Origin of the sequence: Levilactobacillus senmaizukei DSM 21775 = NBRC 103853, assembly GCF_001592085.1 — a bacterium.
GTDB classification, from domain to species: domain Bacteria; phylum Bacillota; class Bacilli; order Lactobacillales; family Lactobacillaceae; genus Levilactobacillus; species Levilactobacillus senmaizukei.
The window spans coordinates 22,951-40,838 of sequence record NZ_BCWD01000017.1 but is presented as its reverse complement, the minus strand read 5'-3'; the positions used below and the strand labels follow the sequence as shown (position 1 = coordinate 40,838).

The 17,888-nt window shown below is 50.7% G+C and carries 21 protein-coding genes and 1 riboswitch; of the genes, 13 read left to right on the top strand and 8 right to left on the bottom strand.

Features of this window, described 5'->3' with window-relative positions:
- The first annotated feature begins 31 nt into the window (after window positions 1-31).
- Genes LSE01S_RS07410 through LSE01S_RS07395 form a run of 4 tightly spaced genes read left to right on the top strand, consistent with a single transcriptional unit; the run spans window position 32 to window position 2,361 of the window.
- Complete coding sequence (locus tag LSE01S_RS07410; RefSeq protein ID WP_061777000.1) at window positions 32-1,195, top strand: hypothetical protein; 1,164 nt, start codon at window positions 32-34, stop codon at window positions 1,193-1,195.
- Window positions 1,196-1,231: 36 nt separating this feature from the next.
- The gene (locus LSE01S_RS07405) at window positions 1,232-1,573 is read left to right on the top strand and encodes a hypothetical protein (RefSeq protein ID WP_061776999.1); all 342 of its coding nucleotides are present in this window, start codon (window positions 1,232-1,234) and stop codon (window positions 1,571-1,573) included.
- An 18-nt stretch (window positions 1,574-1,591) separates the two neighbouring features.
- Window positions 1,592-1,840: a zinc ribbon domain-containing protein gene (locus LSE01S_RS07400; RefSeq protein WP_061776998.1), complete on the top strand. Its 249-nt coding sequence runs from the start codon at window positions 1,592-1,594 to the stop codon at window positions 1,838-1,840.
- A gap of 5 nt (window positions 1,841-1,845) precedes the next feature.
- Complete coding sequence (locus tag LSE01S_RS07395; RefSeq protein ID WP_061776997.1) at window positions 1,846-2,361, top strand: O-acetyl-ADP-ribose deacetylase; 516 nt, start codon at window positions 1,846-1,848, stop codon at window positions 2,359-2,361.
- A gap of 107 nt (window positions 2,362-2,468) precedes the next feature.
- On the opposite strand, the gene LSE01S_RS07390 is transcribed toward LSE01S_RS07395, so the two are convergent.
- Window positions 2,469-2,663, bottom strand: coding sequence for an LBP_cg2779 family protein (locus LSE01S_RS07390; protein ID WP_061776996.1), 195 nt, complete (start codon window positions 2,661-2,663; stop codon window positions 2,469-2,471).
- A gap of 291 nt (window positions 2,664-2,954) precedes the next feature.
- Between LSE01S_RS07390 and LSE01S_RS10940 the strand changes: the two genes are divergently transcribed.
- On the top strand, window positions 2,955-3,107 hold the full coding sequence (locus tag LSE01S_RS10940) for a hypothetical protein (protein ID WP_156470490.1): 153 nt from the start codon (window positions 2,955-2,957) through the stop codon (window positions 3,105-3,107).
- 204 nt (window positions 3,108-3,311) lie between these two features.
- On the opposite strand, the gene LSE01S_RS07385 is transcribed toward LSE01S_RS10940, so the two are convergent.
- The 5 genes from LSE01S_RS07385 to LSE01S_RS07365 form a co-directional block, all read right to left on the bottom strand.
- Window positions 3,312-3,674 carry a hypothetical protein gene (locus tag LSE01S_RS07385; RefSeq protein WP_061776995.1) on the bottom strand — a complete coding sequence of 121 codons (363 nt, stop codon included), beginning with the start codon at window positions 3,672-3,674 and terminating at the stop codon, window positions 3,312-3,314.
- 73 nt (window positions 3,675-3,747) lie between these two features.
- Window positions 3,748-4,410 carry a thiaminase II gene (tenA, locus tag LSE01S_RS07380; RefSeq protein WP_061776994.1) on the bottom strand — a complete coding sequence of 221 codons (663 nt, stop codon included), beginning with the start codon at window positions 4,408-4,410 and terminating at the stop codon, window positions 3,748-3,750.
- Window positions 4,411-4,431: 21 nt separating this feature from the next.
- Window positions 4,432-5,085, bottom strand: coding sequence for an energy-coupling factor transporter transmembrane component T family protein (locus LSE01S_RS07375; protein WP_061776993.1), 654 nt, complete (start codon window positions 5,083-5,085; stop codon window positions 4,432-4,434).
- Entirely contained in the window at window positions 5,075-6,493 is a 1,419-nt protein-coding gene (locus LSE01S_RS07370; RefSeq protein ID WP_061776992.1) for an ABC transporter ATP-binding protein, read from the bottom strand. The genes LSE01S_RS07375 and LSE01S_RS07370 overlap by 11 nt, the downstream gene beginning before the upstream one ends.
- A 27-nt stretch (window positions 6,494-6,520) precedes the next feature.
- Window positions 6,521-7,081, bottom strand: coding sequence for an ECF transporter S component (locus LSE01S_RS07365; RefSeq protein WP_061776991.1), 561 nt, complete (start codon window positions 7,079-7,081; stop codon window positions 6,521-6,523).
- 79 nt (window positions 7,082-7,160) lie between these two features.
- Window positions 7,161-7,251, bottom strand: a riboswitch (TPP riboswitch).
- Between the two features lie 221 nt (window positions 7,252-7,472).
- Between LSE01S_RS07365 and LSE01S_RS07360 the strand changes: the two genes are divergently transcribed.
- The 7 genes from LSE01S_RS07360 (at window position 7,473) to LSE01S_RS07330 (ending at window position 14,844) form a co-directional block, all read left to right on the top strand.
- Window positions 7,473-8,642 (top strand): D-alanyl-D-alanine carboxypeptidase family protein, encoded by a 1,170-nt coding sequence (locus LSE01S_RS07360; protein ID WP_061776990.1) that lies wholly within the window; start codon window positions 7,473-7,475, stop codon window positions 8,640-8,642.
- A 211-nt stretch (window positions 8,643-8,853) separates the two neighbouring features.
- Window positions 8,854-10,023 (top strand): serine hydrolase, encoded by a 1,170-nt coding sequence (locus LSE01S_RS07355; RefSeq protein ID WP_061776989.1) that lies wholly within the window; start codon window positions 8,854-8,856, stop codon window positions 10,021-10,023.
- Window positions 10,024-10,207: 184 nt separating this feature from the next.
- Window positions 10,208-11,029: an HAD-IIB family hydrolase gene (locus LSE01S_RS07350; RefSeq protein WP_061776988.1), complete on the top strand. Its 822-nt coding sequence runs from the start codon at window positions 10,208-10,210 to the stop codon at window positions 11,027-11,029.
- A gap of 95 nt (window positions 11,030-11,124) precedes the next feature.
- Window positions 11,125-12,435: a PTS transporter subunit EIIC gene (locus LSE01S_RS07345; protein ID WP_061776987.1), complete on the top strand. Its 1,311-nt coding sequence runs from the start codon at window positions 11,125-11,127 to the stop codon at window positions 12,433-12,435.
- Complete coding sequence (locus LSE01S_RS07340; RefSeq protein ID WP_061776986.1) at window positions 12,416-13,231, top strand: alpha/beta hydrolase; 816 nt, start codon at window positions 12,416-12,418, stop codon at window positions 13,229-13,231. The genes LSE01S_RS07345 and LSE01S_RS07340 overlap by 20 nt, the downstream gene beginning before the upstream one ends.
- Before the next feature lie 63 nt (window positions 13,232-13,294).
- On the top strand, window positions 13,295-14,110 hold the full coding sequence (locus LSE01S_RS07335; RefSeq protein WP_061776985.1) for a Cof-type HAD-IIB family hydrolase: 816 nt from the start codon (window positions 13,295-13,297) through the stop codon (window positions 14,108-14,110).
- Window positions 14,111-14,190: 80 nt separating this feature from the next.
- The gene (locus LSE01S_RS07330; protein ID WP_061776984.1) at window positions 14,191-14,844 is read left to right on the top strand and encodes a hypothetical protein; all 654 of its coding nucleotides are present in this window, start codon (window positions 14,191-14,193) and stop codon (window positions 14,842-14,844) included.
- Window positions 14,845-14,937: 93 nt separating this feature from the next.
- On the opposite strand, the gene LSE01S_RS07325 is transcribed toward LSE01S_RS07330, so the two are convergent.
- Window positions 14,938-15,894, bottom strand: a complete 957-nt coding sequence (locus LSE01S_RS07325) for a nucleoside hydrolase (RefSeq protein ID WP_061776983.1) — start codon at window positions 15,892-15,894, stop codon at window positions 14,938-14,940.
- 163 nt (window positions 15,895-16,057) lie between these two features.
- Here LSE01S_RS07325 and LSE01S_RS07320 point away from each other — a divergent pair, with 163 nt between their 5' ends.
- Window positions 16,058-17,101 carry a PrsW family intramembrane metalloprotease gene (locus LSE01S_RS07320; RefSeq protein ID WP_061776982.1) on the top strand — a complete coding sequence of 348 codons (1,044 nt, stop codon included), beginning with the start codon at window positions 16,058-16,060 and terminating at the stop codon, window positions 17,099-17,101.
- Here the strand turns inward: LSE01S_RS07320 and LSE01S_RS07315 are convergent.
- Window positions 17,086-17,844, bottom strand: coding sequence for an alpha/beta fold hydrolase (locus tag LSE01S_RS07315; protein WP_061776981.1), 759 nt, complete (start codon window positions 17,842-17,844; stop codon window positions 17,086-17,088). The genes LSE01S_RS07320 and LSE01S_RS07315 overlap by 16 nt on opposite strands.
- Between the last annotated feature and the right edge of the window lie 44 nt (window positions 17,845-17,888).

Below are 17,888 nucleotides of genomic sequence, written 5' to 3'. Positions count from 1 at the left end.
TTTCAGATAAAATAAAAAAGGAGGTCGTCGAATGAATTCAATTGTGAATGATTTAAATCGGGCATTGGCCCAGCATTTATTGGTCAACGTGTACCAAACCGACCAAGAAGTCGTTTACACGGGCTACGTGACCGCAGTTAGCACTGCTGGCCTTATTTTGGCGACTTTTGATGATTATGGCTTGCCGGATGGTGCGGTCTTCCTGGCAGTGCCGATTATTGATGAGGTTGAATTTTCTAGTGATGACTTGGACAACATGGCCTTTCGGATTCAGACGGCGGCTGACGAGGACTTCGTGCAGGCTGGAGGCTTAACGTTACGGTTTGATAATCAGCGAAATCTGCGGCAACAGGTCTTGAGTCACGCCTGGGTTGACCATCTGGTGATCATGCTGGTCTTAAAGAATGACGAGCACTTCTATGAAGGACGCGTTGCCGCTGTGGCCGGCGATCAAGTGACAATTAAACTCTTTAATAAATTTGATTTCACGGACCAGTCAGACTTGGTGATTGATCCAGCGACCATCGATGTCATCGAATTTCAGGGACAGGAGTTGAGTCTGCAGGGCTTAGCCACACCCCATCTGAAACAATTGAAGCACGTGGAATCAACGTTGATTGAGGACCACGATGAGATGGTCGAGACGTTGAAACGATTAGAAGGTCAAGCACCTTTGGTGGCTTTGATTCCGAAGAACGATCAGGACTTATTTTTTGTTGGCCGGGTGAATGTCGTCACAGCAGATGCCGTGATGTTAAATCTGGTCGACATGACGGGGCAGTTTGGTGGCTATTCCTTAATGCGGCTGTCGGAACTGCACGCCGTCGTCTTATCGTCGGATTATCTGCAAACGATGCGGGTCTTTACGATGCTGAATCAGGCCCGGCAACAGCAGTTACAGCCGGTATTAAATGACGAGCGGCTGTTTGACCGGACAGTGGACCAGTTCCAAGCACGCTTAGCTCAGGCGGCGGCCTTTCGGACTATCATTCGTTTGCGGCTGCACGACGGCACAACGGTGCTGGGGTATCCCGACCGGGTCGGTGGCGGTAAGTTTATCTTCCACCAGGTCGTGGAGAGTCAGTTAGACCAGGTTGGGCAAATCTACCAACTTTCGGCGGTCGATGAAGTCGCTTTTGGCTACTTAGACGCCTATTTGGTAGAACATCAATTACGAGTGGAAGGCGACCTCTAAGCAGGCGGCCTTTCACGCAAGCAGGGAGTTTTTAGGATGAAATGGCGGCGACTTCCCCGGTGGTTCCGGGATACAATCGCGGTGGTGGGGACGATGTCCGTACTGCTGATTATTTATGATGTAATGTTTGCCAAACAGGTTGATTGGCGGTTAGTGCCGCTACAGACTCTGCTGGCCCTGGTTGCGGTCGGTTTCTGGAGCTTCTTCAGTTATCGTAGTCAGGCGAAGCGGCAGGCTGAGGCAGCCAAACAGGCAGCTGAGAAGCGAGCCCGGGCCAAGGCGCGTAAGGAGCGAGCAGCGATTGCCGCTAAGGAAGCTGCCAAGGTGAGCGCCCACAATCGCAGTCGTAACCAGGCTAGACAACAACATCGTGAATAAAGAGGGAGTGAGTGTGGGATGAATTTGAAATTTTGTCCACAATGTGGGGAACCGGTAAGTCCGAATGACGACCAATGCCCCCATTGCCAATTTGATCTCCAGGCGGTGCGACAGTCGACGTCGGCGCCAAAGACACAAGCCAAGAAGTTTAATTTAGGGTCGCTGTATGCCAATCCCTATCGTGAAGGGATGAAACGGCTGCATGCTGAGGATGCCGCGGCGGCTAAACCCCGGCGACATCACTGGTGGCCCTGGTCAAAGGAGTGATCAGGATGACAGAGTTTACGGTCATTCGTGGTGATATCACCACAAGTAAGGTGGATGCAATTGTTAATGCGGCCAATACCACGTTGCTCGGTGGCGGCGGGGTCGATGGTGCGATTCATCGGGCAGCCGGTCCGGAATTATTTCAAGCGTGCGTGCCCCTAAATGGGTGTCCAACGGGCGCGGCCAAGATTACCCCCGGGTTTAAGTTGCCGGCTAAATGGATCATTCATACCGTCGGGCCAATCTGGCAAGATGGCGAACATGACGAAGCTAAGCTTTTGAGTAGCTGCTACCGGAACAGCCTGCAAGTCGCGGCTGACCATGATTGTCGAACCGTTGATTTCCCATCGATTAGTACCGGCGCTTACGGGTATCCGTTGGTGGAGGCGGCGGCGGTGGCGACGCGAGCAATTGAAAGTTTCCTGGAACGTACCACCAGTTTGGAACACGTCCGCATCGTGGCGTTTGATGAAGCCACGGCGGCCGCTTACCGAGCGGCCTGGGGTAATTTAGCTGATTAAGAAAAGGGACCAACATCGTTTTAAAACGATGTTGGTCCCTTATTGGTGTCATCATGGGCTAAGCGTGTCGATGGTAGATGTGTCACGACCGGCATCACTGCTAGGCCTTAGTGAGGCTTGCTAGCGATGAATCCCTTGAGAGCGGTTTGTTCGTCACCAGTGGGTTCGAGTTCACCAGTCTTGATGCCGTGAAAGCGTTCAACGGAAACTCGAGAACCAAAGGCCATTTCGCCATCTGTCTTATCGTATTTCTTTTGGTAGGCAATGATTGCTTCAGCCAGATCATTTAATTCTTGACTCATTAATAATCCCTCCAAATGATAATCGAATTGACTTGCTTGTCTTTATTATACTAAAAATTACTTAAAACGGGCCGATTAGGCCTGGGTTTACCAACTTTTTTTCGATTCTACTTGATGAACGGTGTAAAATTGCGTAAACTAATACCCAATACGATAATTGGCGGAGTGACGGCCATTAGAGTGTTTTTAAATTGTTATCACTTTATTTTTAACCTGTCATCTTCCTGTGACATTCATCGAGTACACTGAAAAGAAACAGCTGGTGAGTAGCGGGAATCGAGAGGTGACAGGATGAACTTAAAACGTGTGATCACTGGTTTGATCGCGGCGGTTGTTATATTGGCAGTTGGTAGTGGGGTGGCCTGGTACACCATGGGGAAACATTCGGTGACCCAGTCCAGTTCAGATCCAGTCATCACTCGCCCGCAACAGCCCCGTCGGTAATCACTGGCGTATTTAAATTGTGGAGGCAACTCCACCCCGAAGTCGAGTTATTCGGCTGTAACATCTTAATCGTGGTAATCATAATGATTACAAGACTACAGTCACTTGTAGTTTATCAAGCAGGGAATCAGGTCAACCTTCGGGTTGGCCTGATTCTTTTTGGATCAAAAAAGGCTGGCTTGGCCAGCCTTACGGATGATTAATTTAGAAGTGGAACCAGGTGCTTTGGCGGCGGCGAATATCGCCACGAAGATCTAACAGGTAGACGAGAAAGCTCATGGCAACGATCGCTAAAATCACAGTCCACCACCAATTTTGGGTGTGAATGAAGGTGAAGTAGCCGAATCCTAGGCCACTGAGGCCCACTAGCGCCAAGTTGAGCAGTGGGCGGGCGCTATGAATGAAGGCAATTGCCAGACATAACACAACGGCGCCACCAAACATATCGTCACCGCTGATTCGGCTGCCGGGATGGCTAACGAGGGCGTAAGCCTGAATCGCGATCCCTAACACTAAGGCGAGATAACCAAAAAATTCTAGAAACGTCAGACGATGGAAGACGCGCATAGCCAACACCTGCTTTCACTTATTCGATAGATTTATTATACCGCGAACTCCGAGAAAGCTGACCTTGTGACGCTCAGCTCGGTTTGGCGACCGTCCATTGCTCGTGGTCGAGGGCCATTTGCCAGAAGTTGAGCTCGTACCAGCTACTGCGCTTGAAGATTTGGCAGAGTGCCGCTTGATTTGTCGGCGTGGCCACCGCATTAGCCAGGGCCAATTGGTCGGTCATGGCGTTGGCATAGTCGCTAGCTGTGTAGGAATCAATCCACGCCTGATAAATCGGCACTGGCGATCCCTTGGTAGCCAACTCTTCACCGATCTCTGCATAGAGCCAATAGCATGGCAGCAGGCCGGCAACGGCGCCGGGAACCCCAGCGGTGGCCAGGGACCGGTAGAGATGACTGGTGTAGGCGTAATTAGTTGGGGCCACTGGGGTTGCCGCGATGATTGCCGGCGTGATGGCCATTTCGGCGAAGAAGGTTTCGCGCGTGGCAATCTCGCCCTGGCGCAGGTCGGCCGCATTAGCCCGGAGCTGGGCTGCTTGAGTAGGCACCTGACAGCGTTCCGCTGCTAAGTCATAGAGCCGGCCAAATTCTAGCAGGTAATGGTGGTCTTGAATAAGGTAGTCACGAAATGTGGCTCTTGGTAGCGTACCGGCTTGAAGTTGTTGAATGAAGGGATGCCGCTTGGAGGCCAACCAGAGGGCCCGGGTGGCGGCATGGGCAGTATCGGTAAACATAATCAGACTCCTCTACAATTATTAGGGTAGGCCAGTGAATAGTCCCACTTGAATGATGATGAGGCTGCCAGCAGTGAGCCACCAGTCGCGACGCCGTAATGGAATGACTTCCGCTTGGGTCCGCGGTGCGCCCTCAACGAAGCCGTGTGACGTCATGGCCAGGCTTAGCTGGTCAGACCAATGCATGGCCGTTAGGATGGCCTTGAAGTAGAGCTGTGGCGACCAGACGTGTAGGACCTGACCTCGCATGAGAGCGGCGGCTTTAATGCTAGCCACCTCTGCTTGGATTTTGGGCATCAGGTTAAAGGCGGCCAAAAAGCCATAGGCAAATTTTGAAGGCAAGTGGGCGTTTTGTTCTAGTGACCGAGTGAGAATTAACGGGTCGGTGGTCTGAGTGAATAGGCCACCGAGATAAACGTAGACAAACATCCGGGTGAAAATAACTATGAGAAAGTGGTGGGACGCCGATCCCTGTAAGGTCAACGACCAGACGAGTGCGCTGGCGAAAAATAACGGAACACCAGTCAGCCAGAGCAGCCGCTTGAGGGGGACGTGACACGCTAACATGAGAATCAGGGAAATAACAATTAAGACCAGGTTGACGGTCCAGACTTGGGTAAAGGACAGTTCCAAGGCCAAGAGGACCACCCAGGCGAGTTTTAGACTAGGATTCATGGGACACCCCCACATACTGTAAATGCTGGTCGTCGAGCTTTAGGTGATAGTCGACCAACTCATCTAAGCCGCTCAGCTGGTGGCTGACCAGAATCAGGGTCAAGTTAAATTCCGCCTGTACCTCACGCAATAGTGCAACCACGGTCGTTACCGAGGCCAAGTCGAGGCCCTTAAAGGGTTCGTCGAGTAGGAGTACCGGCGGCGCCATGATGAGCATACAGAGCAATTGCAACTTCTTTTGTTGACCGCTGCTGAGGGAATATAACACCTGATCCTGTCGCCCGTTGAGGCCGAGACGGGTCAGTAAGCCGTCAAGCCGTTCGGCGGAAAAATCTGTTGACCGGCCATATTTCAACGACAGCGCCAATTCCTCTGCTACCGTTACATTGAGAAATTGGGCTGCGGCAGTTTGAAACATTAACGATACCTGGCGCGCGTATCGACGCTGACGGATTTTTTGAATGTTGGTTCCCTGATAGGTCAGAACGCCTTGATACTTTCCCAGGCGAACTAAGGCACGAAACAAGGTCGACTTGCCACTCCCGTTAGGACCGGTGATTAAGGTTGTCTTGTGCTCATAAAGCGGAAGGCCTTGTGGTTCAAGTAGGACCCGGTCACCTTGGGTTAAACCGAGCTGCGTACCCTGGAGAACAGTGGCAGCGTCGTTACTAGGAATCATGGGATGAATCGCCAGTTTTTCGGGCACAAATTTGGCAAAGCGGGCCTGCGTCTCGGCGGGGGTCAATAGGGTCACCTGGCCGGCCTCGAGCACAGCCAGATGGTCAACCCAGTGGGCATAGCCACTGAGATCATGGTCGGCGAGGACAATCGTCTTGCCGTGATCGGTACAGAGCGCCACTAATTTATTTAAGAGAATTTGACGGGCGGCCGGATCGATACTGGCGAAGGGTTCGTCGAGGAGGATCACATCGCTATTCATGGCAACAATGATGGCCAACGCCACCTTTTGTTGTTCGCCGCCAGACAGCGTCATCAGGTTACGATGACGAAGGTTGGTGATGCCAATAAAGCTGAGAGCCGTCGTAATTCGATCGGGCATAGCATCAGGAGCCACCTGCAGATTCTCCAGGACGAAGCGACATTCATTTTCGACGGTGTCCATGGTGAACTGCAGACTCGGTTCCTGAAAGAGCATGGCGACGGTCTGTGCCCGCTGGCTGACGGGAATACTCGTCCAGGGCTGGCCGTCAAAGGCGATGGTGCCATGATTGTCACTGTTCGGCAGCAGACCCGCTATTAGTTTGAGCAGTGTGGACTTACCGCCGCCAGAGATACCGGTCAGCAGGGAAAACTTGCCGGCAGGAAAGGTCACACTGAGGTCATTTAGGACTGGCTCAGGCTGATGGGGATAATGATAGGTGAGATGATTAACGTTAACGACTGCCACAAGCAACCCTCCAAACGCACAACAAGACTAACGGATGTTCTTGACCACGTGAGCACGGGCCAACAGATTCGTGATCAACTTGGTCAACACACCACCAAAGAGGAACACGGAGATAAAGCGAACCGTGAATAGCATGGCCAAGAAGCCCAGGTGATAGGACGCATAACCTGCCCGAAAGAGGCTCCACGTAAAGGTCACGATGGTCGTGGTCAGGGCACTGATGACCAAGGTTAACCAGTTATAGCGCTTGTAGCCGGTCAGGATGAAGCCTAGTTCTGACCCGAAGCCTTGAACGACCCCAGAGATCAGCGTCGAGGCCCCCCAAACACCGCCGAGAAACATTTCAACAACGGCACCGAGAAGTTCACCCAGGGTTGCCGCACCGGGAATCCGAATGATGTAGCCGGCGAGGGGTCCCGCCATGACCCAGATCCCCAAAAGAATTTCGTTAGCTAGCGGTTGTAATCCGGCCGGCGCTAAAGCCGCCGAAAGAACCGTGTATACAGGACCAATAACAAAGAAAATGACCCCCATAAAGATGGCTAGAATCGTTACCAGAATAATATCGCGTAAATGCCAAGCTTTCATCAGATGATGCCTCCTATTAGGATTGACTGGGCCACCGTTGACTAAAAAGACCCACTAACCAAGTTAGTGGGGTCATTGATCGCAGAAAGTTCGCGTTCCCTTCGCTGGTCCTAACCAGAGCAGGTTCAATGGGTTTAATCTCAGCCGACACGGCACCCCAGTTCAATTGAATTGTCTCCAGCGTACCCAATTTGTTCCCGGATTGCAACTGGGCCGACCAATCATTAGATTGATCCGCTTACCGGTTCAGAGCGACAATTGTTTTTTACAGAAACATTACGGTCAACACAAGCGCGTTACAATGGGCTTTGAACGTTGTCGACGAGCGGATATTCGTGCTAGTCTAATAGTTAGTTAGATTAATAATAGTTGAAAGGGAAGGATTATATTCATGGCAAACTTACATATTAAATCCCGCTTGCTGGCGTTCCTTGTGGTCGGGACGATTGGTGGCGTTACCTTGACCCAGGTTCCAGCGGCAGCGGCTAGTTATCACACCGTCACCACACAGTCAGTGAAGAAGACGGCTTACCACAAGAAGAGCAGTAAAGGTGCCATTTTCAACAAGAAGCATACTCGTAAAGTGGTTAATTTGAAGTCTCATCCGCACACCACGTGGTACGTTACCCAACACGCTACGTTGAAGCATGGTAAAACCAAAGGGATTTATTACTACGTTAAGAACGGCAAGGGAAACATCAAGGGCTGGATCTGGCATGGTTACTTGAAGAAGGGGAAGGCACCTTTCACCCTGAGCAAGGCCAAGGCAGCCGTTGCTATGGATGAGTCGACGGGAAAGGTTGTCTGGTCGAAGAAGGCGAATACGGCGCGGCCAATCGCCTCCGTTACTAAGATCATGACGCTGTATCTGACGTTGAAGAAGGTGGATGGCAAGGCTAGTAATTGGAACAAGAAGATTAAGATCAAGAGTCATGGCTTGGTTTCCATGAGTCGAACGGCTGCTTACGGTGGGTTTCACTTTAGTTACGGTCACAAATATACGGTCAAGCAGTTATACGATGCGGCCTTCTTGGATTCCTCTAACAACTCGGCCATTGCTTTAGGCCAATGGGTTGCCGGTAGCAATGCCAAGTTTATCAAGAAGATGAATGCTCAGGCCAAGGCTTGGAAGCTAGGCAAGGCGCATTTTGTTTCTGCCTCGGGGTTGGAAAACAGCGATCTGAGACGCTTCGGTTACGGGTACGGTTCGGCCAATGCTAACCGGGTTTCTGCCAAGGATGTGGCCTTGATTGCTCGGCATTTAATGCGGGACTACCCACGGGTCTTAAAGGACGGCAAGGTGGGGTCCAAGCGAGTCAACGGTCAGCTTTGCTACAACTACAATAATTTGTTGAAAGGTCGGAAATATTACCGAGCTTCGCTGAAGGTTGATGGGTTAAAGACGGGTTATACGCCGTTGGCCGGTTACTGTTTCGTTGGAACGGGCCAGAAGTCAGGCAAACATCGGGTCATCACGGTGGTTCTGCATGACGCTAATGAGTTTACGGAAACGAGATCCTTGATGAATCACGCTTATAGTTTCAAGAGTATGAATAACTAGGCCCTTGTGCCCATGACGCCATCGTTAACAGCGGTGGCGTTTTTTTTATATTGGTTAGAGGCTGATTAGTTCAGCTTCCAAAGGGTGGATTACGAGATGATGTCGTCTTCTACAACCAGATTACAAAATGTCACGGAGACTTGTCGCCGTCGTCACAATCGTGGTAGGGTGATCAAGGAAGATTTAACGTTTGGGAAATGAGGAGGGCATCATGAAGATTAAGCAGACAAAACGGGCCGTACTGGCGCTACTGTTTACGGTGGCGTTGAGCGGTACCATGGGGACAGCGGTGACAGCGCGAGCAGCCACCTATACCACGGTCTCGACGACGAATGTGACGAAGGCCGCTTATCATAAAAAGAGTACGACTGGGGCGATTTATAACAAGGCTCACAGTAAACGTCTGGCTACGATGAAGGGGTATCCGAACACGACTTGGTACGTGACCAAGCATGCGACCTTGAAGCATGGGAACACGAAGGGAATTTACTACTATGTGCAAAACAAGGCCGGTTCCGTCAAAGGGTGGACCTGGCACGGCTATCTGGTTAAGGGCACTGCGCCCTTTGGTTTAAAATACGCGAAGAATGCCGTTGCCTTGGACTACACGACAGGGAAGGCCGTCTGGTCGAAGAGCGCCAATACGGCCCGGCCCATCGCGTCAGTTTCCAAAATTATGACCCTTTACCTGACGTTACAAAAGGTTAATAGTAGTGCTGGTAAGTGGCGTGACGTTGTGAAAACGAATGATGCTGGTTTGGTCGCCATGAGTAAGGATGCTGGTTGTGGGGGCTTCGTGTTCAAGTCCGGCCACAAGTATACGGTCAAGGACCTCTACTATGCGGCACTGTTGGATTCATCGAATAACGCGGCCATTGCTTTAGGTCAATGGGTCGCTGGCAGCAATGCTAAGTTTATCAAGCAAATGAATGCACAAGCTCAGGCTTGGAATTTAGATAAGACGAGTTTTGTTTCCGCGTCAGGCCTTGAAAATAGTGATCTGAAAGTGTTTGGCTACAATTATGGGCGGGCCAATGCGAACATGGTTTCGGCTAAAGATGTCGCGCTGATTGCCCGGCACTTGATTCAAGACTATCCTCGCGTGCTGACCGATGGGTCAATCGGGTCTAAGACGGTTGATGGGCAAACAGCCTATAACTACAACAACATGTTGGCTGGCCGTAAATATTACAAGTCCTCCTTAAAGGTGGATGGTCTGAAGACGGGCTACACCCCGCTAGCTGGATACTGTTTCGTGGGCACGGGGCAGAAGGCTGGTAAACACCGGGTCATCACGGTGGTCTTACATGATGAAAACGAATTTACAGAAACCCAATCATTAATGAATAAAGCCTACAGTTACAGTAGTATGAATAACTAGGTTGCCAACTAGTAAGGTTAATTAATCAATTTAGCCGACCAGAATCTTTTTGATTCCGGTCGGCTTTTTTGTGACTCAGGCCCGGTATAACAATATTTGTAAGCACGCCGGCTTGCCGTCCGTGGGTGAACTCCGGTATGATTGTTCTGACAAGAGACTTTAGAACGGAGGCATCAAGCCAACAATGATCCCACAGTTGATTGCGACCGATTTGGACGGTACCTTCCTAGACGGTCAAGGCCAGTATCCGGTTGCGGCGTTTGACCGTCTGTTGGAACGCTGTCGAGAGTTGAATATTCGAATGGTGATTGCCACCGGCGATCCGTATGACCACGTGCTAGACTTGTTTGGCGGCCTAACTAACCGTCGCCAGTTAACCTTTGTGGTGGAAGACGGGGCGTTAATTGTGGCAGGGACCGGTGAGATCTTATCAATGAGCCCACTCCCACAGTTGGCGTGGCGGGCGGCCGTTGCTTGGTTACAGACGTCATCGCTCATGGGAAATAACTATCTGATTGCTTGCGCACGTGACCGGGCGTATACCGAATTGGCGGTCGCCAGTGAACGATTTCGGGCCTCACAGGCTTTCTACCCCAAGCTAACCAGTGTTTCGGAGTTGGCAGCGGTTACTGATGATATTTTAAAGTTGGACGTCACGTGGAAACGCTCGGATATACAGGCCCAAGTTAAGGCTTTCAATCGCCAGTTTGTGGGGGATCTGTGGGCAACTAGTAGTGGCCTCGGCGGAATGAACGTTAGCCTGCCGGGAGTTAGCAAGGCAAGTGCCCTGACCAGCCTGGGCCGGGAATGGGGAATTTCCACTGCCAAAATGGCAGCATTTGGTGATTCGGGGAATGATCAGGCCATGCTACAATTCGTGGGACAGGGGTTTGTCGTCGAAAATGGCGATCCCGACTTACTTGCTCGGATTCCCCACCACCTGGGCCGGCATGATGATGGCGTGGTCCTGAAACAAATGCAACGTTGGATTGATGAGGCGCGTTAGTAGTTTGAGTGACGGCCACACTAACTGAACCTCCTGCTGACCGTTTCTACGCTTGGTCGCGCTACAATCGCAGGTAGATGACGGGAGGTGAGCCCATGCTGGAAATGCAAGTTGGCCGCTGTGGTCAATGGCTAATCAGCTTAGATGTAAAGCTGCATCACAATCGGCAGTTTAATGCCATCTATCGGGCGTTGCGGTTGGCCTTGCCACTGGTCTTAATCGGCAGTATTGCGGACTTTATTGACCAGGCTTGGCTACAGACCAGTGGGTACTACTATCAAACGTTAAATGTTAGTCACTGGTTATTTCAATTGAAATTAATGCGTCAGTATCTTCGCTTGATTAGCGCTGGGACGTTGGGATTTAGTGCGATCGTCATGGCGTTTGCCGTGAGCTTTTATTTGGTAGCACCGGTTACTCGAGCGACTGCCGACCGGCTGTTAGCGGGGATGACGGCAGTCATGGGTCTGAAATTTCTAAACGTCAGCCGGACATCTGTGCTCTCACTCCATACGATTCACTGGGTCTCAACCAATCTGGGTACCCAGGGAATTTTGATCGGTGTCCTCGTGGGATTACTCGTAGGAAATGGCTATCGTTGGGCACTACAGCGTGAACAAATTGTTCGCGAAAGTCTGACGCAAACGGTCACCATTACCAGTATCTGGCTGGTCTTATTGGCAACGGGAGGCCTGCTATGGACTAGCACACAAAGAGCCAGCTTAGGCAGTGCTTTCCTCGCACTGGTTCACTGGCCGTTTCACTTGCCACACTTTGTTTTGGGCTTGTTCGGGTATAGCTCGCTGAGTAGCTTGCTCCAGTGGGCTGGGGTGCTGGGCCCCCTAACAACCATTAAGGGGGAATCCATTCAAACGGCCCAAAACTTGGCAGCCATCATGGACCATCCCGGACGGGCCATTCCCCATCCACTGACCATCCATACCGTGGTCAGTGTTTACGCCAATATGGGGGGAAGTGGCATGTTACTTGCTTTACTGCTTGCCTGGTTTCTGTGCCGACCCGATCGCGCTCAGCGCCGCTTGGGCAGCCTCTGCCTGGTGCCAACCCTTGGCAACTATGGCGTCCCGTTAATGGTGGGCCTACCAGTCATGCTGAGCCCAATTCTGGTCATTCCGTTTATTCTGGCACCGTTGGCCAGTATCGGCCTGAGCTGGCTTTGCATTCGGTTCCAATGGGTGCCGGCGGTAGCCTATCCACTGGCGACCGGGACGCCCGGGCCATTGATTGGCTACCTGGGGACCGGTGGCAGTTGGGCGGCCCTGTGGTTGGCCCTGATCGACCTGGCGCTCTGTACGCTAATTTACTGGCCATTTGTGAAATGGACGCAGTTAGCTCAGCGACAACTGATGGAGGAGGCGGTGGACCATGCGGCAACTAAAGCATAAGCCGGGTCTTTGGACCCTTTTGGGCTTGTTGCTGGTCGCCTGTTTGCCCGGATTCTGGTGGCAACCACATCAGGCAACGACGGTTCGCCAGGATTACCGGAGTGAGATGGCGCCAACCTTCCTGGTGCCTGGTTCCAGTGCTACCCAGAATCGGTTTAACGATCTGGTCAAACAACTGAATCAGTCGTCCAAGAACAAGCATAGCCTGTTGCGAGTGGAGGTCATGGAGAATGGCCACCTCAAATATAGCGGCCAGCTTCGGCGTGGGGATCGGCGACCTTATATTGTGGTTGGTTTTCAAAACCACCACGATGGTTATACCAATATTTTAAAACAAGCCAAGTGGTTTACGATTGCCTTCAAGGCGCTACAAGCCACCTATAAGTTCAATCATTTTTCCGGAATGGGCCACTCGAATGGCGGACTAGTGTTGACCTTATTTATGGAACATGATCTGGCTAAGACGGGCGCTCATGCCGACCGACTGATGACGATCGGAACCCCCTTTAATTTGGAGGTTAGTGATCCCAATGAGGATACACAACTCTTTAAGGACCTGACGGCCGATCGAGATCGCCTGCCGCGTCAACTCATCGTGTACTCGATTGCGGGGAGTAAGACGTTTACCGGCGATGGCATTGTACCATTTGATAGCGTGAACCGCGGAAAGTATATTTTTCAAGGGCGCGTCAAGGGCTTTACGCAGATGACCATCACCGGTGCGGATGCCAACCACGCGGACTTACCGGAGAATCAACAGATTGCGGAACTGATTCAACAGGACCTTTTATCGTGATAGCCGTTTATTTTACGGCAGGAGTCGTGTAAACTAGAAGAAAATGGAGGCTAAAGACGACTAATGACAAAGATGATTGCGCTCGATTTAGATGAGACGCTGCTAAATACGGATAAAACGATTAGTGAAACAAATGTGGCCACGTTACGCCAGTTACATGCCGCTGGGATTAAAGTGGTGTTGTGTACCGGCCGGCCGATCAATGCGATCTGGGGCTACCTAGAACAGTTAGGGTTGACCACCGCTGATGATTTCACAATTACTTTTAACGGCGCCTTAGTTATTCAGAACAACACGAAGGAAGCTTTGGCCCAGAGTGGCTTGAGTCGGCATGACTTTGAACCACTGTTTGATTTTGCCAAAACTCAGGGCTATCCTTTAGACGTGTTGGATTTCGAGCAGGTCTATCCAGTCACGGATTTAGTCCCTTCGATCTATCATGACATGTTACGAGCACCAATGGACTTTACACCTAAGGCCTTTGCCAACCTGCCAGATCACTTGTTTAGCAAGGCGGTGATGGCGACGAAGGCCAGCATTCTCGATCAGGCGGTCATGGCCTTAACGCCTGAATTAAAGGACCAGTATCATGTGGTCCGCTCCCAGCCACAAATCTTGGAATTCTTGGCGGCCGATATGGATAAGTCCGTGGGCCTCGCTCAATTATTAACGCACTTTGGTTGGGACTTTGAAGACCTGATGGCGTTTGGCGATGCCGAGAACGATCTTGGGATGATTAAGGCTGCCGGGGATGGCGTGGCGATGCTGAATGCCCAGCCAGGGATCAAGGCTGTGGCGACCCACATTACGACGGCAGACAACAATCATGCCGGGGTCGCCAAGTACTTGGAACAGGCATTTTCAGAACTCCTGTCTTAGGGGGCAGGGCGCTTGCAAATTAATTTATAAAGTGGCACTATAAAAAGTGTACAGGATGAATTTTAAGGAGGATTATGGTCATGAAACGATTAGTGGTAAAACTGGGGTTAGTCGGATTGGCTTTAGGAACATTCGGTGGGGTACTTTCACCAACTGTTGCCAGTGCGAAGAGTAAACCAACTTTTACGAAAACGGACCTAAAGCGGTATTACAAGAGTGCTAAATCCAAATCCGCTTTTTATTTCAAAACCGTTAAGTCTGGTAAAAAGACCGGGACCATCTTGATCCTGGGTGACTTCAATGGCACCAGCGCCAACGTGAAGTATGGCGTTCCTTCATCAATGAAGATCAGTAAGAATGGTCGGACCTTGACCACGAAGTACAAGTTGATGCAATTCAAGACAAAGAATGGCAAGACCACCACATCACTTGGTAAGACCAATTACACCTTTAAATTAACCAAGAAGTCGGCGTCCAAGTTCAGTACGAAGCTGAGTGGCAACAAGACTAACCGGCGGTTGGCAACCTCAGGCAAGACCTACACGTACTCCAAGGTGAAGGCTAGCCCGGCTGGTAGTTACTCCAAGAAGTACGTCAAGCCAGCGATGGTTAAGCAACAAACGAAGAAGTATGAAGGCATTGGCTTAGCGGATGCGCAAGTTAAGAAAATTGCGACTACCTACGCTACAACCTTATCAAACACGATGGTTAAAAACTTTAACTACAAGAACTAATGATGTCAACCGGCTGAGCCCTCATGGGACCCAGCTTTTTTTGTTCAAAAAACGCCCGGTACCGCAGTACCGAGCGTCTGATGAAAGGTTAAATTAGTTTTTCTTGAAAAGTGCTGTCAAGTATTCCATGAAGGTCTTCAGGTAACGATCCTTGTCAACCGCAACGGAAACCTTAACGTTAGTTGGGTCGTTCAACCGGTTATCATCACCGATGGTCCGACCGTAAGTTTCTTTGTTGTAGTTAACGACCATGTTCAAGTCGATCGTCGTGACGAAGCTAGGATCAAGTGCCACCCCAACGGCCAGTGGGTCGTGCAGCGCACAACCACCCAGGTTGTCGTTGACGTCAACGTAGGCTTGGATGTAGTAGTCAACGATGTCGGCAAACTTTTCGCCGGCAACGGTGCCTAAGTCACGCCATTGTTGGGTTTCCTTCTTAGTTAAGAGGGTCCGCAGTGTGACGTCCAACCCAACCATGGTTGAGTGAAGTGGGCTCGTCAAAACGGCGTTAGCAGCTTCGGCATCTTGGTTGATGTTGGCTTCGGCGTAGGCCGTGACGTTACCAGGAACCGTTAAGGCACCACCCATGAAGGTGACGTTGCCGATTTCGGTGGCAATTTCTGGCGCCTTCTTAAGTGCAGCGGCTAAGTTAGTCATTGGGCCAGTTGGCACTAACGTCAGGTCTTTGCCATACTTGTGAACGGCGTCAATTAAGAAGTCCACACCGGATTCCTTTTCGATGGAACGCTTTGGATCGGGTAATTCAACTTGACCAATCCCATTTTCACCGTGGATGTCAGCACTAACTTGCATCCGGTCAAAGTGGTCACTGGTTGAGGAATGACTTTCACCTAGATAAACGGGAATATCGGTGTGACCGAGTAATTCCAAGATCTTTAAGGAGTTTTGGCCACCTGGTTCGACCAACACGTTCCCGTAGGAACCGATAATTCCGATTAAGTCCACATCAGGAGCCCCTAATGCGTAAGCAATTGCTAAGGAATCATCAATCCCAGTATCTAAGTCTAAAATCATTTTACGTTTTGCCATGATATAATGTCTCCCCTTCGATCTGTAATTGGCCAAATAGCCTACTCCAACTATAATGTAACTGGTTACATTTAGCAAGCTCACCCAATCACCAAGTTGCTGGATATGTCGCATCAGGGTAAGATGAATCTAAATGAATTGGAGAATACGAGGGGGCGGCCGCATGGCTGATAAGGCAAAATCCAAAGCAACTAAACGTCATTTTAATTACCAACATCATCTACTAGACGATGCAACGAAGGAAATGAATGAGTGGACCGGGGAAAATAAGGTGGTCGAGATTCACCTATTGTCGATGTTTTCTTCCGTGTTTAAGCCACATAATTTAGACGATGCGGAGGCCTTGTTCATCGTTGGGACTAAGGAGACCACCCCATCGTTAGAAGCCGTCTCAGCGGCTCCTGTGAAGCCCTGGCTATTTTCACGGGTATTTGCCCTGTTGGGGAGTAGTTTTGTCCTGCTAGCTTTATTGTTCCTGGTTTTTCGGAGTAACAACGCCGTTCCCGGGATGATCTTTATTGGATCCTTAGCGGTACCGTTTTCACTATTAATCATGTTTTTTGAAATTAATGTCTTTCGCAATATTTCCGTGTACCAGTTGATGACCGTCTTTCTAGTCGGCGGGATCTTGTCTTTGATTGCAACCATGATTCTGTATTCCTTAATTCCGTCGGGAAATGGAACCTCGTGGGAATCCGCGCTAGTCGTTGGGTTCATTGAAGAAACAGCCAAGATGCTGGTGATTGCTTACTTTATCAATCGCTTTCGCCTGAACTATATTTTTAATGGCCTGTTGATTGGTGCGGCAATTGGGGCCGGTTTTGCCGTGTTCGAGACGGCTGGTTACACGGGTCAATATGGTTTGGTTACCTTACTGATGCGAAGCTGGCAAGCGATTGGGACCCATACGATTTGGTCGGCCATCATGGGTGCGGCGATTATTTTAGCCAAAGAGCGTCATGAACCGGTCACGGGGAGCAATATGGTGGCTCCAAAGTTTTTGCGTTTCTATCTGTTGGCAATTGGACTCCACGCCATTTGGGATTGGAATGCGCCATTCGCGCTATTAGACATTCTTTACCTGCAGCAGTGGGTTCTGATCAGCATCGGTTGGCTGGCGATCTTCGTCCTGACCAATGCTGGTCTGCGTGAGGCCCGGACACTTCAAGGTCAGCGAATCTTGAAACACAGTCAGATTGGCGGATAGAGGAAATGAATCATCAGCCGATCAACCGCGGGGTTTTCGTGCAGGAGTGAATGTTGCGTGTTCCAAATCGGTCCGGTTAACTTTTGAAAGTGGTAGCTGGCAACCTTTCCCTGAACCAGGTGTTTCATGGGGGTGGCCGTATTGACTGGCACTTCGCTGTCGTTACCCAGGCGACCGATACTGCCGGCTAAATTAAGAATGTGAAGTTGCGGGTAGTGATAGCGGAGCGGCGTTCGTTCTGGAAAGTCGGCGCCTAGGCAGACGAGACGGTCGACCGTGACCGGCGCAGGCTGGGATTGATTGAGGTAATCGTAAGCGATGGTTCCACCGGATGAGTGGCCGACGAAGTTAACATGGTCAATACCATAGTGACGGTGTAGCACGGTGAGTACGGTTCGTAATTGTTCGGCCTGTCGTCGTGGATGGGTATTGTCCTTGAAGATGACGGGGATTAGTGGATTCCGGGGGTCGAAAGTTCCGTGGGAATCCCAGGTGACGGACCCATTGAAAGCGACCTTAGCCGTCAGGGTGAAGTGCCCAAGGTGGGGACGATTCAGACTGACAACCATACTTCGCAAGGATAGCCAGGCACCCTGGGTTCCCGGTAGGAATAGCGTAGCCGTGCGGGTGGTGGGCACCTGAGTGTGTTTGAGAATTTGCCATCGCGAGTGCCACCACCCGGCCAGGGCGCCTAAGATGACGATTAAGGTTAACGTAATGATGAGACCGCGACGATGCTTCAAGGTGAACGCCTCCGATAGAGAATCAGCAATGAAAGGAAGTAATG

Bases quoted from the DNA above. Each gene is read 5' to 3' on its own strand.
- LSE01S_RS10940 (WP_156470490.1), top strand. From the start codon at position 2,955: ATGAACTTAAAACGTGTGATCACTGGTTTGATCGCGGCGGTTGTTATA.
- LSE01S_RS07355 (WP_061776989.1), top strand. From the start codon at position 8,854: ATGAAGATTAAGCAGACAAAACGGGCCGTACTGGCGCTACTGTTTACG.
- LSE01S_RS07395 (WP_061776997.1), top strand. From the start codon at position 1,846: ATGACAGAGTTTACGGTCATTCGTGGTGATATCACCACAAGTAAGGTG.
- LSE01S_RS07325 (WP_061776983.1), bottom strand. From the start codon at position 15,894: ATGGCAAAACGTAAAATGATTTTAGACTTAGATACTGGGATTGATGAT.
- LSE01S_RS07345 (WP_061776987.1), top strand. From the start codon at position 11,125: ATGCTGGAAATGCAAGTTGGCCGCTGTGGTCAATGGCTAATCAGCTTA.
- LSE01S_RS07320 (WP_061776982.1), top strand. From the start codon at position 16,058: ATGGCTGATAAGGCAAAATCCAAAGCAACTAAACGTCATTTTAATTAC.
- LSE01S_RS07410 (WP_061777000.1), top strand. From the start codon at position 32: ATGAATTCAATTGTGAATGATTTAAATCGGGCATTGGCCCAGCATTTA.
- LSE01S_RS07405 (WP_061776999.1), top strand. From the start codon at position 1,232: ATGAAATGGCGGCGACTTCCCCGGTGGTTCCGGGATACAATCGCGGTG.
- LSE01S_RS07360 (WP_061776990.1), top strand. From the start codon at position 7,473: ATGGCAAACTTACATATTAAATCCCGCTTGCTGGCGTTCCTTGTGGTC.
- LSE01S_RS07385 (WP_061776995.1), bottom strand. From the start codon at position 3,674: ATGCGCGTCTTCCATCGTCTGACGTTTCTAGAATTTTTTGGTTATCTC.
- LSE01S_RS07400 (WP_061776998.1), top strand. From the start codon at position 1,592: ATGAATTTGAAATTTTGTCCACAATGTGGGGAACCGGTAAGTCCGAAT.
- tenA (WP_061776994.1), bottom strand. From the start codon at position 4,410: ATGTTTACCGATACTGCCCATGCCGCCACCCGGGCCCTCTGGTTGGCC.
- LSE01S_RS07375 (WP_061776993.1), bottom strand. From the start codon at position 5,085: ATGAATCCTAGTCTAAAACTCGCCTGGGTGGTCCTCTTGGCCTTGGAA.
- LSE01S_RS07330 (WP_061776984.1), top strand. From the start codon at position 14,191: ATGAAACGATTAGTGGTAAAACTGGGGTTAGTCGGATTGGCTTTAGGA.
- LSE01S_RS07335 (WP_061776985.1), top strand. From the start codon at position 13,295: ATGACAAAGATGATTGCGCTCGATTTAGATGAGACGCTGCTAAATACG.
- LSE01S_RS07340 (WP_061776986.1), top strand. From the start codon at position 12,416: ATGCGGCAACTAAAGCATAAGCCGGGTCTTTGGACCCTTTTGGGCTTG.
- LSE01S_RS07390 (WP_061776996.1), bottom strand. From the start codon at position 2,663: ATGAGTCAAGAATTAAATGATCTGGCTGAAGCAATCATTGCCTACCAA.
- LSE01S_RS07350 (WP_061776988.1), top strand. From the start codon at position 10,208: ATGATCCCACAGTTGATTGCGACCGATTTGGACGGTACCTTCCTAGAC.
- LSE01S_RS07365 (WP_061776991.1), bottom strand. From the start codon at position 7,081: ATGAAAGCTTGGCATTTACGCGATATTATTCTGGTAACGATTCTAGCC.